Here is a 15,041-nt window from a genome sequence, read left to right on the forward strand (position 1 = left end):
AATGTGGCAAGGACCAAGGCTCTCCATCCCTTTAGTATTTTCCCTCAAATATTATCACACCCGAATGCGGCCAGGCCTTCCCGTTTTAGATTTCCACCATCTGAAAATCGGATTTGGGCGATGAGCAGTCGGGACAAGTCCAGTCGTCCGGAACGTCCTCCCAGGCCGTGCCGGGAGGAATTCCGTCAGATGGCATGCCTAGCTCTTCGTCATAGGTGAAGGAGCACGTAACGCATTGCCATTTCTTGAAATTTTTGATCATGGTTTCCCTTCATTTTTCTCGTCCGAAAGCGCTACGAAATCCGGTTTTTCGCGCACAGCGCAAATCGGACAGGCCCAGCTGTCTGGAATGCTAGCCCACCGTGTCCCCGGAGGGAAGCCTTCGCTTTGATCCCCTTTCTGCTCGTCATAGACGTACTCGCAGATCGGGCACTTGTATTTCAGTGCCATGGCGTTCCCTTGTTATGGTTTGTGAGCACCGACATTGCATGCTAAATGCCGCTGCATTTTCAGCTTCGGAATCGTTGGCTCAGCCAATATGTCGACTCGTCCATCATCGCGCGACCTTGGTCCAACGACGTAACGAAACATAATGTTCCGTGGATCGCGCCCACATAGCGCGAAAGCGTAACCGTGCCCCCCGCCTCTTTCAATGCATTGGCATAGTTCTCGCCCTCGTCGCGTAGCGGGTCGAATTCCATGGTTTGCACCAGCGCGGGTGGCAGGTTAGAGAGGCTGTTCGCCAGAATCGGCGAGCAGTTTGGTCGGTACCGGTCCGAAAGCGAGCCGACGTAGTGATCGAAGAACCATTTCATGTCGGCCCCCTCAAGCAGATAACCCTTCCCGTTCTCAACCATGGAATGCGTTGGCAGCACTCCGCCGTTGATAACAGGATAAACGAGAAGTTGTGCGCAAAGGTTGGGGCCACCTTCATCACGGACGCGTAGTGCCGTGACAGCCGCAAGATTGCCGCCAGCGCTGTCTCCGGAAACTGCAATTCGATGGGCATCGCCATTAATTTCGCAGGCAAATTCGCCAGCCCAGCGAGTCGCCTCAAGGCAATCGTTGGTCGCTGCCGGGAACCTACATTCCGGAGATAATCGATAGTCGACCGATACCACCAAAGCGCTCGCGCCGAAGCATAATTCACGACAGATAATGTCGTAGGCGTCGAGACTACCGATTACCCAGCCGCCCCCATGGAAATACATTAAAACCGGAAATGGGCCGTCCCCTTGCGGCGTATAGATTCGCAGTGGAATCTGACCTCCCGGTCCGGGAATCTTCAGGTCGACTGCGGTAGCGATCCTCGCGCGACTCGGCGGCTGGCTCATGCATAGCGCATCAAACGCGGCGCGACATTCCGCAATCCCCATCTCACGGAAAGGCTTAAGGAAGGTCTGCACAACGCGATGCGCCGTGCTGTTTGAAGTGACGTGATGGCGATGCCGCGCCGAAGCCCTCGATCCGGTCTGTTCTGCGGCTCGGTCGTGCCGTTTCGCAGGTGCTTTTGGCACCTCGCGAGCCCGCTGCGGGTATCGCGGACGCACTCATCCCCGCGCTCCGATCAACTGCCGTCGCGCCATCCACAGGTTCGACAGCGCGAACAGCGTGACGATCTGCGCGGTGTTCTTCTTCAGCCCCCGGTAGCGCACCTTGGTGAACCCGAACTGGCGCTTGATCACCCGGAACGGATGCTCGACCTTGGCCCGGATGCTGGCCTTCATCTTCTCGATGCGCTCGGCGATGAAGTCGGGCTCGATGAAGGGGTTGAGCTTCCTGCGCAGGCCCGGGCGCATTGCCACGTGCCAGGTCGGCCCCTTGGCCTCGGGCCGCTTGTGCACGCCCTGGTAGCCCGCGTCACCGAAGGCAGCTTCCTCATCGCCGTGCAGCAGCGCGCCGGCCATGTTCAGGTCGTTGACGTTGGCCCCCGTGGTGGCCACGGTGTGCACCAGACCCGACTGCGCGTCCACGCCGATGTGGGCCTTCATGCCGAAGTACCAGTTGTTGCCCTTGCGGGTCTGCTTCATCTCCGGGTCGCGCTCACCTTCGGCGTTCTTGGTCGAACTCGGCGCCGAGATCAGCGTGGCGTCCACCGCCGTGCCCGTGCGCATCATCAGGCCCTTGTGCTGAAGCAGATCGTTGACCACGCGCAGCATGTCCACGGCCAGGTTGTGGCGCTCCAGCAGGTGGCGGAACCTCAGGATGGTGGTCTCATCAGGCAGCCGTGCCGTCACGCTGTCGAGCTTGGCGAACTCCCGGTACAGCGGCACGTCGTGCAGCGCCTCTTCCATCGCCGGGTCGCTCAGGCCGAACCACTGCTGCAGGTAGTGGATGCGCAGCATGGTCTCGATGCCGAAGGGCGGGCGGCCGGTCTTGGCCTTGGGGTAGTGCGGCGCCACGATCTGCACCAGCACCGCCCACGGCACCACGCGCTCCATGTCCTCCAGGAACTCGCGCTTGCGCGTCTTCTTGGTCGACAGGTTCAGGCCCAAACCCAGCTGCTTCATGGTCGTCGTGCTCCGATGCGTCGTCGCTTCAACTCATGCAAGATTCGGACGAGTTTTGCAGACGTTCCTTAAGCCCGGCGGCAGCAAACGTCTTCAGCAGAGCCTCGGCTTGGGGATCAAGCGGCATTGGGATATCTCCTTCTAGAACACTTTACGTGGCGCTCTGCGACGCCTGCCTAGTGCCGCGGAATGCACAGGACTAATCCGCTCAGGTCCTTGAGACGCGCATCCGGCGACACCAACGCTCGCCGACTTCTGGAAAGCCTTAGCGAAAAGAGTACTCAGTCACGGACGGGCTGCGCCAGCTGATTGGCATAACGTCGGAATAGCTTGCTGCGCTTCCCTGGATCGATGTTGATCTTGGTGAGGTCGCCGTCGTACTGCTTGAGCAAAAGCGGATCCATGACGGCTCGAAACAGCGGCGGGATGTGACAGAGCCAAATCATCCCCGGATATCCGGACGGCATTGTGGGTACGTCGCTATAGCTACGAAGGGCTTGGTAGCTACGCGTCGGAAACGCGTGGTGATCCGAGTGTCGCTGCACATGGAAATAGATCACATTCGAGGCAATGTGATCAGTGTTCCATGAGTGCTCAGGTCGGACCCGCTCGTAACGTCCGTCAGGAAGCTTCTGACGAAGCAACCCGTAGTGTTCTATATAGTCCGCGATCACCAAAAACCAGTAGCCACCGAAGGCGGTAGCAAGCAGGTACGGGATGATGCTCGAACCCAGCCAGACGATCAGGGCACCGTAGAAGACCAGCGAGATCAGAGCCGGCTGGAGGAATTCGTTCTCCAGCGTCCAGGGACCTTTGCCGCTGCGCGCCAAGCGTTCCTTCTCCAGGCGCCAGGGTCGAATAAATCCCGTGTACGGGAGTTCGCGCAGCGCGAAGAAATAGATGCCCTCACCCATGCGAGCGGAACTGGAGTCCTCAGGAGTAGCAACATCCCGATGATGACCACGGTTGTGATCGATCATGTATTGGCCGTAGGCCGTGACCGCCAAGCAGATCTTGGACATCCAGCGTTCGAGTGCGTCCTTCTTATGACCAAGCTCGTGGGAAGTAACGATCGCAAGACCATTGGCAAGACCCACGGAGATGCAGATTCCTGCATAGTTGAGCCCGGTAAGGTCGAGCGTTCCAACCGCCCAGGCGCCAGTGATCATCGAAAGGTAGTGAACGGGCACCGTGACGAACGTCAGGTTCCGATAGTAGTTGTCGTCCTCGAGGGCTTTGATCGCGCTTTCCGGCGGGTTCTTTTGGCTGCTTCCGATAACCATGTCGAGGAGGGGAATCACGACAAAAGTCAGGAAGGGGGCGAGCCAATAGAACGCTGCCTTCCCGGTCAACTGAGCAGCCGCAATGCCGATGGCGGGCAACATCGGCCACAAAACGCCGATGGGCCATGCGTACCGTTTCATATCGCGATATCGCGTCTCCCCGGACCCGCCGCTGTCGTTGTTTGGCAAGCTCGAAATCATGTGGCTCTCCTCTTCAATCAGTTGCACTGCCGGCCCCGACTGCTTGTCGTCTGATGGGCCGGGAAGCAGCCGCAGCAGTGCCGCTGCTTCTCGAATTGAACTTTGAACCACCGAGGACGTTTCTGGCCCCTCCCGGAAGGGATGTTATAGGGGGGCGTACTACTGATCTCGCGAGGCGTTGGATCTGAATGCCCAGCGGGCAAGCTAGCATGAGCAAGATGCGGCCCGCAGCGCTGCCCGAGGGGATGTGGACTTACATAACAGCGTCCCCCTCAAAACGACCCCCTCAGAGAGGGGTTGTTAGTGCGTGTCCCGCCGATTATTTGCGCCATGGTGCATAGCTGCCGCTCATTGTTAGACGCCGAATTGCCGAGCCAGCGCGCGTCTGAGGAGAGGCCCGTGCGTTACTGAAACCAAACGATCAATCTACTTCTAGAAGTCGCCGTCGGCCGCGTCACTTGCACGAAGCGAATCTGCGAGAACCGAAGCAATTGGGCGACCGACGTCATGGCTGCCATGAACCTCGACCAATACGGCCGCCGGCTGGTCGATGCGCCATCAGTCGCCGTGTGTTCGGCACGCAACAATGTGACGGGCCTGTTGCAAGCTGGGTAACCAACAAAAGAGTCGAAATACCCAACAGTAAACAGGCAATAGGCCCGCGCAAAGAGCTTGAAAGGGCAATGAGTGGAAACAATCTCAATCAAGACAAGCGCCGATCACAGCGACTCGACTACGCAGTACGACGCCATTGTCATTGGTGCCGGATTTGCCGGGATGTACATGCTCTATCGGCTGCGCCAACTCGGAATGTCAGTGTGTGTCTACGAGCGAGGAAATGATGTAGGCGGCACATGGTACTGGAACCGATATCCGGGTTGCAGATGCGATATTGAGAGTTTGTGCTACTCGTATTCGTTCTCCCCGGAACTCGAACAAGAATGGAGCTGGACCGAGCGCTATGCCGCGCAGCCCGAGATTCTTCAATATGCCAAACATGTAGCTGATCGTTTTGATCTGCGGCGTGACATCCGCTTTCGGACAACAGTCACCGCTGCGTTCTTTGATGAAAAATCGAACAAGTGGCAGGTGACTACAAGCGATGGAGAATGCGCGCGCGCGCGCTTCCTGATTTCCGCCGTCGGCTGCCTATCGTCAGGCATCGTGCCCGACATTCCAGGCCTCACCGACTTCAAAGGGGCGTGGTACCACACTGGAAGTTGGCCGCATGAAACGGTAGATTTGAGCGACAAGCGCGTAGGCTTGATCGGCACGGGCTCGACTGGAATCCAGTTCTCTTCCGAGATTGCGCACTCCGTCGGTCATCTAACGATATTTCAGAGAACGCCTAATTACAGTGTTCCGTTATGCAACGAACCTCTCGACAAGAAAGATCTTGAAGAGGCCAAAGCCAACTATCGCAGCATGCGCGCACTTTGCCGATACTCTATGGCGGGTAGCCCCTACGTCGGAAATAAAAAGAAAGCCGTTGACGATACCAATGATTCGCGGGAACGAAACTTTGCAGCCGCATGGGATGGGGCGGGCTTCAGCTTCGTCTTTTGCTACAGCGATCTGTTGCTCGACATCGACTCTAATCGGACGGCTGCTGAGTTCGTTGAACGCAAAATCCGTGAGGCCGTGAAGGACCGAGCTGTTGCCGACCTCCTTGTGCCGCAGGGGTACCCACTAGGGGCCAAACGCTTGTGCGTCGATACGGGCTATTATCAGATCTTCAATCGCGACAATGTAAGCTTGGTCGACGTGCGTGAATCGCCGATTGAATACATTACGCCCACGGGCGTACGAACGCTCCACGAGGAGTACGATCTGGATGTATTGGTCTTCGCGACAGGATATGACGCGATTACCGGACCTCTACTGAGGATGGACATCCGCGGTCGCAATGGGCGATCGTTGCGGCAGAAGTGGCGGGAGTGGCCGCAGAGTTATCTTGGCTTGATGATGGAGGGATTTCCAAATCTCTTGACTATCACTGGCCCGGGAAGCCCGTGCGTGCTCGTCAACATGATTGTATCGATCGAGCAGCACGTTGAATGGATTGCCGACTGTATTGCAGCGATGGATCGAGATGGAAAGCAAACTATCGAACCGGACGCAGAAGCAGAGAGCAGTTGGAGCAACATGGTAGACGAGATTGCTAATTCGACGCTTTACCCACTTACAGACTCGTGGTTTACGGGGAAGAATGTTAATGGAAAGTCGTCGAGATTTACGCCGTATGCAGGTGGCATGGGACAGTATCGGCGAATTTGCGAGGAAATCGTTGAAGATGGCTATCGCGGGTTCCGGTTCGACGCTGGTTGCGCGAAGATCTAAGCGGAAGGTCTGCAAAGCGTGCTCAAAAGACTGCGTTGAGTGAATCTGTCGAAGTCGACATGTGCAAGCATCCGACCGGATTCATCGCGCCCGACTGCCGGAGTGTGCGTGTGCTGAGCCCTTCCTGTAGACGGCCCACGGGTCGGATCCGAGCGGTCATCGAACAGTGCACCCTTGCGCCGCTAATAGTCAGCGCCGGGTTGGATGTCGGCACCCGTAAACTCGCTCTGGTTGATGTTCAACTCCGCAAACTTGCGGTACAACGTCGAGCGAGCTATGCCCAAGGCCTGGGCCACCTGGTTGACCTTGCGATACTTGCGCAGCATCCCAACAATGATCTGGCGCTCGTAATCCCGCACCGATGCCATGCTTTCAATGGGCACGGCGCTGGCGGACCGATCCTCCGGCTCGGCTCGCCGCAGCACCTCCGGTGGTAGACACTCCAGACCGATATCGCCGTCAGAGCACAGCAGCGCCGCCTCGATGGCGTTGCGCACTTCCCGGGCATTGCCCGGCCAGTGGTAGCGTTTGAGTGCGTCGCGCGCCTCGGCGGTGAAATTGACCGCCACCAGTCGGTGCTTGCGACGCATTACCTCGGCGAATTGATCGACGAGCACGTCGATGTCACAGGGCCGTTCGCGCAGCGGCTTGATGGTACGCTGCACGACCTTGAGCCGGAAGTACAAATCTTGCCGGAAACGGCCCTGTGCGATCAGTTCCTCGAGGTTGCGGTGGGTCGCTGCAATGATGCGGCAGGAGGCGCGGATCGTCTCGCAAGATCCGACGCGCTGGAAGCTACCGTCCTCGAGTACGCGTAGCAGGGCCACCTGCATCGCCGGCGGCAGTTCACCAACCTCGTCAAGGAACAGCGTGCCTCCCTTGGCGGACTCGAAGTAACCGGCTCGGCCACGCGGGTCGGCGCCAGAGAACGCGCCCTTCACGTAGCCGAAGAAGGTGCTCTCCATCAGGTGCTCGCTAATGGCGCCGCAGTTCACCGGCAGATAAGGCTCGTTATGGCGCGGGCTGCAAGCGTGCACTTGCCGCGCCAGAAGCTCCTTGCCGGTGCCAGTTTCGCCGATAATGAGGACGTTGACTTCGGCCGCGGCGATGCGCTGCAGGTCGTCGAACATCCGCCGCGTGTCCGGGTCGCGCGAAGCGAACTCGCCAAAGCGGCCAACCTGCTCGATCGCAGTCGTGCCCTTGAACTCTGTGCGGAACACGCGCTGGTAGCCGGACGGTTTGGCCAGCAGCACGATGGTGCCGATTCGAGTGCCAGAGTTTGGCGCTTCAACGTCGATGGTCGTGCGCACAGCAACCGTGTCGTCGGAGCCAGCCGAGACCCAGCGCTCGGTGATCTGCCGGCAGCGCTCGTTGGGGGTGTGCATCACGGGTCGGCCAGCATGGTCCAGCGCGAGCATGTCGTCGTGGGGGTAGTGTCGCGCAGCGTCGCTGAATGCCGTTAGCAGTCGACGGCGCTCGAGCTCTCGGTGCAGCGCCATGCGCGCCTGGATCGAATTGGCGACAGAGACCGTCAAGCCGAGGGCCTGGTCGCGGAAGTCGGCCTCGATGGTGGTGAAGTCAATGATGCCTAACACCGTCTGGCCGTCGGCGTCAAAAATCGGAGATGCTGCGCAGGACCATGAGTGCCACCCTTCGCAAAAGTGCTCGGTGGCGAACACATGCACCGGCTGGCCCTTGGCGAGCGCCGTGCCCATGCCGTTGGTGCCGGCGGTCAACTCGTTCCACTGCGAGCCTTCGACGATGCCCGACTGCACGGCTGCGCGCTCACGCACCGCCGGGTCGCCGGTTATGTGCAACACGGTGCCGGTGCGCTCGGTCAGGATCATGATGCCGGGCACGTCTACCAGGAAGTGGCCGACATCCTGAACGATCGGCACCGAGGTCTCGAGCAGCAACTGCTCGGCCTCGCGCCGCAGCCGGAACTCGTCATCGCTCAAGCGGCGGCCCTTGGTCATCGCGACATCGACGCCCAGCGACGAGCAGCGCTGCCACTCACCGAGCAGCAGTTGGTGGTAGGGAGTGCGGCGCTCCTCGATGTCGAGCAGCCCAGCGTTGAAGCGCTCCCACAAGCCGCGGACGCCTCGCACGTCCTTGTGAAATCCCACGTACGGGGTTGCATCGTGAAAGCCCATGTGAAGAGTTGGGTTGGGCTTCATGCGAGTGCTCTTTCGATGGCAATCATGGATTGGCGCGCCCGCTCCCAGCCAGGTCGTGCCGTGGGTTACTTGACGGAGATTGGAGCGGCTCGGCCGAGCCGCAGCAAGCCGGCTTAACCCCTTAGGCCGGAGCCGGGCTGTCCCGGAACTCGGACACCTAGGGCGGCTTGGCGGATGTTCGAAGCATCGGACAGTGCCGTCCCGGCAATGACAGCCCGACGCCGCGCTTGCCCCGTATTGTCGGTCGGCTTTGCGAATTCTTCCGTAAATACCCTCAGGCGAACAGTGCGGACCGCTTGGCACGCGTCTTGAGATGAACAGGGCCTGTGCCTGACCCGCCGTGCGAAGCGAAGAAGTCGCACGAGCAACGAGGAGACGTCATGAGCAGCAAGGCACACCCCAAGCTCTTGGCGGCGGACAGCGGTCGTCCCGACAGGGGACGATCGCGGTCGTTCCGCTGGTCATCATCGGCAGCCCGATCCACGCCGCCTTGTCACTGATCCTCAAACACGAAGTCCAAACCCAACGGCCAGAAGGACTGCAGTCTGATGTTCGCGAGACGGACGACCTGCTCTCTGCACTTTGTCGGCTTACACTGAAGCGGCGTGCCAGTATTCTTGGTCTACGGTTTTTCAAAAGTCAGCGACCCAGGTTTGTGCAGCAACTCTCCTCTGTTGATTTGGAGCACCACTGTGGCATACCGCTCGACTGGATGGCAACCCGACCGGCGCCTCTAATGAGTCAGCTGGTAAAAATGCGGAGCAGCGTGCCGCCTGCGCGACGTCGACGCGACTCCAGCGCTAAGACATCAATCAATGCAGTGATTGATGACGTACTCCCGTGTTGATCTCGCGCTTCGGCTGACGGTGCCTGATCCTCGCATGCCATAGGTGGCAATTCGTCCCATCCTGCGGCCAGCGCCAATGCGTATGGAGTGGATAGCTCCTGTGTGGCTCACTCATCTTCGGCCGGCCGTTGACGCGTGGAGCTCCTCGCACTGAGTGACTATCGTAGACAGTCATCATTGTTCTCATCGCACGCGCCGGGGCGCCCACTCCGACAGATACGAAATGTCGATGTCTTTTCCAATGAGGCGGCAAACAGGGTACGGCGCATTCACCCCCGGCGTATCGGTCCGCTCGCGCCATTCCTGCTCGCTGTGAGGCTCGTCGTCGTTCAGACCGAGCGCGAGTAGGCGCTGTAGGAGTCGGGGCAAATCGCGAACACGGAGGAAGACTCGTGACGCCGAACGCGGAGAGCGCAACGCCGCACGGCGTTCCTACCCGCGCGTCCCAGAAGGCAGGGACGCCTGGGTCAGCGGGGCGCTCCAGCCATCAGCGCGACGTACCTTGGTGACTGTGGCTTGATCGCCGGCGCAACGCTCGCCCCCACGCGAACACCAAGCGCGGCAAGCGACAGCAGGCCGTGCCGCCGTGTCCCGGAGATCGGACGAGCATGTCCGACCCGAGGTCATCCCGGCAACCTCGCCTGGGCCCGCGTGAGTCTTCGAGAGCAGATTTCATTAAGGAAATCCCTACCCAGTTGGCTTTCGTATCGATGGCCTGCAATGTGCAAAGGAAGGCTGCGGCGCAACGCCTTTGCGCGAGATGTTTCGATGAGGCCCGCAGGGCCCTACCACACGAAGGAGAGAACACCGTGTCCAGACCTACCACCACCGCCACGTGCGTCGACGCAGTGGTCATCGGCGCCGGCGTTGCCGGCCTCTATCAGGTCTACCGCCTGCGCGAGATGGGACTAAGCGTCCAAGGCTTCGAGACTGGCACCGGCGTCGGCGGCACATGGTATTGGAACCGATACCCGGGCGCGCGTTTCGATTCGGAAGCCGAGATCTACCAGTACTGGTTCTCGGAGACGATGTTCAAGAACTGGCAGCCGACCGAGCGCTACCCAGCGCAACCCGAAACTGAGCGCTGGCTCAACTACGTCGCCGACAAGGTCGACCTGCGCAAACACTTCCGCTTCGGCACGCGCATTACCGCAGCCCACTACGACGAGGCTCAGCGTCTGTGGAACGTGACGACAGACCAGGGCGACAGCGTTCAGGCTCAGTACCTTGTCAGCTGCACCGGCATGCTGTCGGCACCGCTGATGAATATCTTCCGCGACCAGGAGAGCTTCCGGGGCCAACTCTTCCACACCGCGCGCTGGCCGAAGGAGCGCGTCGACTTCGTCGGCAAGCGTGTCGGCATCGTCGGCACCGGTGCGACTGGCATTCAGGTGATCCAGACAATTGCGCCGCAGGTCGGCCATTTGAAGGTCTTCCTGCGCACGCCGGAGTACGTCATCCCAATGCGCAACCCGAAGTACAGCCCGTCCGACTGGGCTAAGCAGGGCGAGCGCTTTCATGAGATCAAGGAACGCGTGCTACGCACCTTCTCGGGTTTTGAATACGACTTCACCAACGGCGCCTGGGGAGACCTGACACCGGAGCAGCGCACCGAGGTGCTGGAGAAGCTGTGGGCCGACGGTTCGCTGGCACTGTGGTTGGCATCGTTCTCGGAGATGTTCTTTGACGAGGAAGTCAGCGAGGCAGTGTCGGAGTTTGTTCGCCAAAAGATGCGAGAGCGCCTGAAGGACCCCGTGCTGTGTGACAAGCTTATTCCGACCAGCTACGGCTTCGGCACCCACCGTGTTCCGCTGGAAAGCAACTACCTCGAGGTCTACCACCAGCCCAACGTGGAGATTGTCGACGTAAGGGAGACGTCGATTGAGCGCATCGTGCCCGAGGGTGTGCAGACCGCCGACGGCCGAGTGCACGAGCTGGACATTCTGATCCTCGCCACTGGCTTCGACGCCGGTAGCGGCGCGCTAACCCGCATCGACATCCGCGGCCGCGATGGGCGATCGCTGAAGGAGGACTGGAGCCGAGAGATCCGCACGACCATGGGCCTGCAGGTGCATGGCTACCCGAACCTGTTCACCACCGGCGCGCCGCTGGCGCCCTCAGCGGCGCTGTGCAACATGACCACCTGCCTCCAGCAGCAGGTCGGCTGGATCAGCGACTGCATCCAGACCATGCGCGACCAAGGTAAACAGGTCATCGAGCCGTCGAAGGCTTTCGAAGACCAATGGGTGGCTCACCATGATGAGACCGCCAACAAGACCCTCGTCGTCAAGACCGACTCCTGGTATATGGGATCCAACGTCGAAGGCAAGCCGCGGCGGCTGCTGTCCTACATCGGTGGTGTCGGCAACTACCACCGCCGCTGCGCGGAGGTAGCCGCCGAAGGATACGAGGGTTTCGTCATGAGCTGAGGCTCGAAGCCGCCGACCGCCGGCCGCGCCGGCGGGGCTTTCAATGAACTATGACGATAGGAGCGCGCGTGATCACCAGCCCTTACTACACCCAGCAGGGCCACGGGCCCTACGAGCTGATCGACATCGGTTCGCTGGAGCTAGAGGACGGCGGCGTCATCGATGACTGCCATCTCGCGGTGGCTTGTCATGGTCGGCTCAACGCGGCCAAGGACAATGCGATTCTGGTGCCGACCTGGTATTCGGGTACGAGCAAGATCATGGGGGAGGTCTACATCGGTCCGGGTCGCGCGCTCGACCCAGATAGGTACTTCATCGTCGTCGTCAACCAGATCGGCAATGGCCTGTCGACCTCCCCCCACCACCAGGCCGACCCGACGCGCTTTCCAAGGGTGCGCATTGGCGACGACGTGCGCGCCCAGCACTCGTTGCTGTTGCAGCATTTCGGGATTACGCAGCTCGCGCTGGTCGTCGGCGGCTCGATGGGCGCGCAGCAGACCTACGAATGGGCGGTCCGCTACCCTGAAATGGTGCGACGCGTCGCACCGATCGCCGGCACCGCACAGAACACGGAGCATGACGTCATGTTCGCCGAGACGCTGTGCGAGGCGCTCACTACCGACCCAGCCTTCGCCGACGGCCGCTACGCCGCCTCGCATGAGGTTGCCGCGGGCCTGAAGCGCCATGCAAAGCTGTGGACGGTCATGGGCTGGAGCACCGAGTTCTTCCAGCAAGGCCGGCACCGCGCGCTCGGCTTCGCCGACATGCCCGCTTTCGTTGACCAGTTCATGACCGGCTACTTCGCGCCGATGGACCCGAATGACCTGCTCGCAATGGCTTGGAAGTGGCAGCGCGGGGACGTCGCCCGCCACACCGGCGGCGACCTTGCCGCCGCGCTAGGCCGCATCCGGGCGCGGACCTTTGTGATGCCGATCAGCCACGACATGTTCTTTCCACCGGCCGATGCCGAGCGCGAATGCCGGTTGGTGCCGGGTGCCGAGTTCAGGCCGATCGAAAGCATCGATGGCCACCTCGCGCTGTTCGGCACCGACCCGGCTGCGATGGCGCAGATCGACCGGCACCTCAAGGAGCTACTGGCAAATCCGGCGTGAGTTCGCAGCACAGGGCTCGAGGCTGATGCCACTGGAATCGACGCACAGGCAGGTCGTAGAGACAGGGGTTAGGGATGGTCTTATGTGGGCGCCTCCCGGATCGCAAACGACTTGGGCGCATGATTGATCAGGAGGTAGGGCTGCAGTCTTATGTCTGGCCTGTTGTGCAAGCCGTTGAAGCCTGCTGGCCCTGATGGCATTCGCCGACGAGGTTCCCATCTGCAAATCGAGCTTGATGCTCCACTTCCCTATCGGAGTGTCCCCGTCCCGGTCCGACTTGTCTGGCCCATCACGCGCGTGAGCCGCTTGCTGTCGTTCAAAACGATTGGGTCAAATGCTTCCTTTGCTCAATCATGCGGACTGCCATGCAGTGGGCCGCCAAGCCTGGCCTCTGGCGAGCACGGCCCAGATCGTCCTGGCCAGCTTGACCGTGGCGGCCGCGACTCGCACGGCGCCGCGCGCGCGGGCGTTCGCATGACCGTGCCCCAGGTGCCCGTGAGCGGCGTCGGAGAGTCCAAGTCCGTCGAGCGGAGGCCGATGGTCCTCAAGGGAGCCGAACGCAAAGAGGCCCTGCTCGAGATGCGTCGCCTCTTCGAGTCTGGCTCCGTCAAGGAGTCGGACGGCCTCATCGCGGCGCTTGCCCGCCGGGACCCGAGCCTGCTGCGTGGGCCGAATGGGCCGCACGCCCTCACCTGGCATCACACCGGCCTACGTGCGGCGTGCTTCTTCGACCTGGCCGAGACCCTGACCGTGGCGTTCGAAGCCGGGATGGACCCGGACGATGCCGACCTGTTCGGCGGGCAGCCGGTGCTCTCCATGCGGCATCGTCCGTTCGATTTCGGGCTTGGGCCGTTGAGACCGCCGTCCCTGGCGGTCATGAAGGCGGCCCTGCGCCACGGCGCCAATGCGAACCGCATCTACACCTGGGGCCCGGGCGAGAGTGAGCGCGCGCCGACGGTGCAGTACCACGCGAATCAGGTCCACCTGGCCAATGATCTTGTCAGCAGTGCCGCGCTGCTCGAGAAGCTCGACTTCGTCGCGGAGCTCCTACGGCACGGCGCGACGGGCCTCGACGAGTCCACGTCGCACCCGCTGAGGGCGAGCCGTGGGTTCCTCCATCTGCTGTGCGGCAGTCGCTTTGCTCGCACCCCCGGCCTCGACCTCGGCATCGCCGGCACGGAGGCCGAAGGCGCGGCTCCGCGAAATCGTGCAGCTGGCGGTGTGCCAGGGGGCGAAGCTTGACTACGTCAGCCCCGACATCCGAGCGGTCCAGGACCTGGTCGACGCAGGCCACCTGGAGTCCGTCGCCATCCTGCTCGAGCTCGGTGTTCCAGCCGATGCCGCGCTGCTCGACAGGGCCCAGGTCGTCCACGGCGTCGACGGACGCGCCCGCCTGGTGGAGGCGCACATGCGGGGTGTGGTCGCGAGTGCCGGCCAAGGCAGTGCCTCCCGAGCGGTCGCGCGCCGGCGCCTCAGTGTCTGATGCGATGAGCAGCCAGCTCGTGGGAGGTGACGTCGGTGAAGAGTAAGGATTCCGACACTTGGCGCGCCGGCTTCGAGCTGGCCTTCGACTTCCAGCGAGGCCGCCCACACGTGCACCGGGTCCTCTGAAGGCGGCGAGGCCGCCGCCGTACAGACGATGGTGGTCATGGAGCGGCGCCTGCAGCGCGGAAGCGAGTCCACCACCTCCACCTGCACCTCGCCTGCTTCTGCCAGCCTGCCGCCCTTCGCGCGCGCGCGCCAGCGCATGGTTCTCTAGCGCCCTAAGCGGGACCTCCTCCTGCGCCTCTTGTCGCCCTTGTTGGCCCTTTGCGCCTTGGCAGCCGCCTCTGCCTTCAGGGACTTGTGCGCCTTCCTCGCGAGGATGACAGCGATGAGCAGCATCATGGCGAGGAACAGCTCGAGAGACCTGTGGCCAACCACTCCCAAGTAGTCGTCGAGCTCTGCGGCCGTTGGCACGCACTGTCGAGTGTGCTGCGTCGGCAAGATTTGGCTTTCTGGGTTTCGCATTTCGCTTCCATTGCACGGCTTGCATGCGAGCCGTTCATGAGCGTCTAGAGCCTGGTTTTAGCCGTCCCCAGCGGCGCTGGCGTTCCGTAGGAAGTGGAAATCGGCCCTGTACATTTCCACAGTGTCCCGTCA

General features: G+C 61.3%; 11 protein-coding genes. 5 read left to right on the forward strand and 6 right to left on the reverse strand.

All coding sequences use genetic code 11. The annotated features are described in order from the left end of the window. Positions 1-85 precede the first annotated feature (85 nt). The 5 genes from MPE_RS23735 to MPE_RS22385 all read right to left on the reverse strand — a co-directional run bounded on the left by MPE_RS23735 (position 86) and on the right by MPE_RS22385 (position 3,994). On the reverse strand, positions 86-262 hold the full coding sequence (locus MPE_RS23735) for a rubredoxin (protein ID WP_011831912.1): 177 nt from the start codon (positions 260-262) through the stop codon (positions 86-88). Then, entirely contained in the window at positions 259-450 is a 192-nt protein-coding gene (locus MPE_RS23740) for a rubredoxin (protein ID WP_011831913.1), read from the reverse strand. Before MPE_RS23740 ends, MPE_RS23735 begins: the two co-directional genes overlap by 4 nt. A 59-nt stretch (positions 451-509) precedes the next feature. Then, positions 510-1,406, reverse strand: a complete 897-nt coding sequence (gene lipP1 / locus MPE_RS22375; protein ID WP_148211125.1) for a LipP1 family hormone-sensitive lipase — start codon at positions 1,404-1,406, stop codon at positions 510-512. 144 nt (positions 1,407-1,550) lie between these two features. Further along, on the reverse strand, positions 1,551-2,510 hold the full coding sequence (locus tag MPE_RS22380; RefSeq protein WP_011827983.1) for an IS5 family transposase: 960 nt from the start codon (positions 2,508-2,510) through the stop codon (positions 1,551-1,553). A 281-nt stretch (positions 2,511-2,791) separates the two neighbouring features. Further along, on the reverse strand, positions 2,792-3,994 hold the full coding sequence (locus MPE_RS22385; RefSeq protein ID WP_011831915.1) for an alkane 1-monooxygenase: 1,203 nt from the start codon (positions 3,992-3,994) through the stop codon (positions 2,792-2,794). A 687-nt stretch (positions 3,995-4,681) separates the two neighbouring features. On the opposite strand from MPE_RS22385, the gene MPE_RS23745 reads away from it, so the two are divergent. Continuing rightward, positions 4,682-6,334 (forward strand): flavin-containing monooxygenase, encoded by a 1,653-nt coding sequence (locus MPE_RS23745; RefSeq protein ID WP_011831916.1) that lies wholly within the window; start codon positions 4,682-4,684, stop codon positions 6,332-6,334. A gap of 182 nt (positions 6,335-6,516) precedes the next feature. Here MPE_RS23745 and MPE_RS22390 read toward each other — a convergent pair whose 3' ends face one another. After that, positions 6,517-8,511, reverse strand: a complete 1,995-nt coding sequence (locus MPE_RS22390; RefSeq protein ID WP_011831917.1) for a sigma-54-dependent Fis family transcriptional regulator — start codon at positions 8,509-8,511, stop codon at positions 6,517-6,519. Positions 8,512-9,966: 1,455 nt separating this feature from the next. Here MPE_RS22390 and MPE_RS22395 point away from each other — a divergent pair. The 4 genes from MPE_RS22395 (at position 9,967) to MPE_RS22410 (ending at position 14,382) form a co-directional block, all read left to right on the forward strand. After that, positions 9,967-11,787, forward strand: a complete 1,821-nt coding sequence (locus tag MPE_RS22395; protein WP_011831919.1) for a flavin-containing monooxygenase — start codon at positions 9,967-9,969, stop codon at positions 11,785-11,787. Between the two features lie 68 nt (positions 11,788-11,855). After that, positions 11,856-12,899, forward strand: coding sequence for an alpha/beta fold hydrolase (locus MPE_RS22400; RefSeq protein WP_011831920.1), 1,044 nt, complete (start codon positions 11,856-11,858; stop codon positions 12,897-12,899). Between the two features lie 474 nt (positions 12,900-13,373). Next, entirely contained in the window at positions 13,374-14,141 is a 768-nt protein-coding gene (locus MPE_RS22405) for a hypothetical protein (protein ID WP_041930441.1), read from the forward strand. After that, positions 14,119-14,382, forward strand: a complete 264-nt coding sequence (locus MPE_RS22410; protein ID WP_148211127.1) for a hypothetical protein — start codon at positions 14,119-14,121, stop codon at positions 14,380-14,382. Before MPE_RS22405 ends, MPE_RS22410 begins: the two co-directional genes overlap by 23 nt. The last annotated feature ends 659 nt before the right edge of the window (positions 14,383-15,041 follow it).

Source organism: Methylibium petroleiphilum PM1 (assembly GCF_000015725.1).
GTDB classification, from domain to species: domain Bacteria; phylum Pseudomonadota; class Gammaproteobacteria; order Burkholderiales; family Burkholderiaceae_C; genus Methylibium; species Methylibium petroleiphilum.

What these genes read in the sequence shown, in the direction of transcription:
- MPE_RS22380 (WP_011827983.1), bottom strand. Translation starts at nt 2,510, where the DNA reads ATGAAGCAGCTGGGTTTGGGCCTGAACCTGTCGACCAAGAAGACGCGC.
- MPE_RS22405 (WP_041930441.1), top strand. Translation starts at nt 13,374, where the DNA reads ATGACCGTGCCCCAGGTGCCCGTGAGCGGCGTCGGAGAGTCCAAGTCC.
- MPE_RS23740 (WP_011831913.1), bottom strand. Translation starts at nt 450, where the DNA reads ATGGCACTGAAATACAAGTGCCCGATCTGCGAGTACGTCTATGACGAG.
- MPE_RS22390 (WP_011831917.1), bottom strand. Translation starts at nt 8,511, where the DNA reads ATGAAGCCCAACCCAACTCTTCACATGGGCTTTCACGATGCAACCCCG.
- MPE_RS22395 (WP_011831919.1), top strand. Translation starts at nt 9,967, where the DNA reads ATGTCCGACCCGAGGTCATCCCGGCAACCTCGCCTGGGCCCGCGTGAG.
- MPE_RS23735 (WP_011831912.1), bottom strand. Translation starts at nt 262, where the DNA reads ATGATCAAAAATTTCAAGAAATGGCAATGCGTTACGTGCTCCTTCACC.
- MPE_RS22385 (WP_011831915.1), bottom strand. Translation starts at nt 3,994, where the DNA reads ATGATTTCGAGCTTGCCAAACAACGACAGCGGCGGGTCCGGGGAGACG.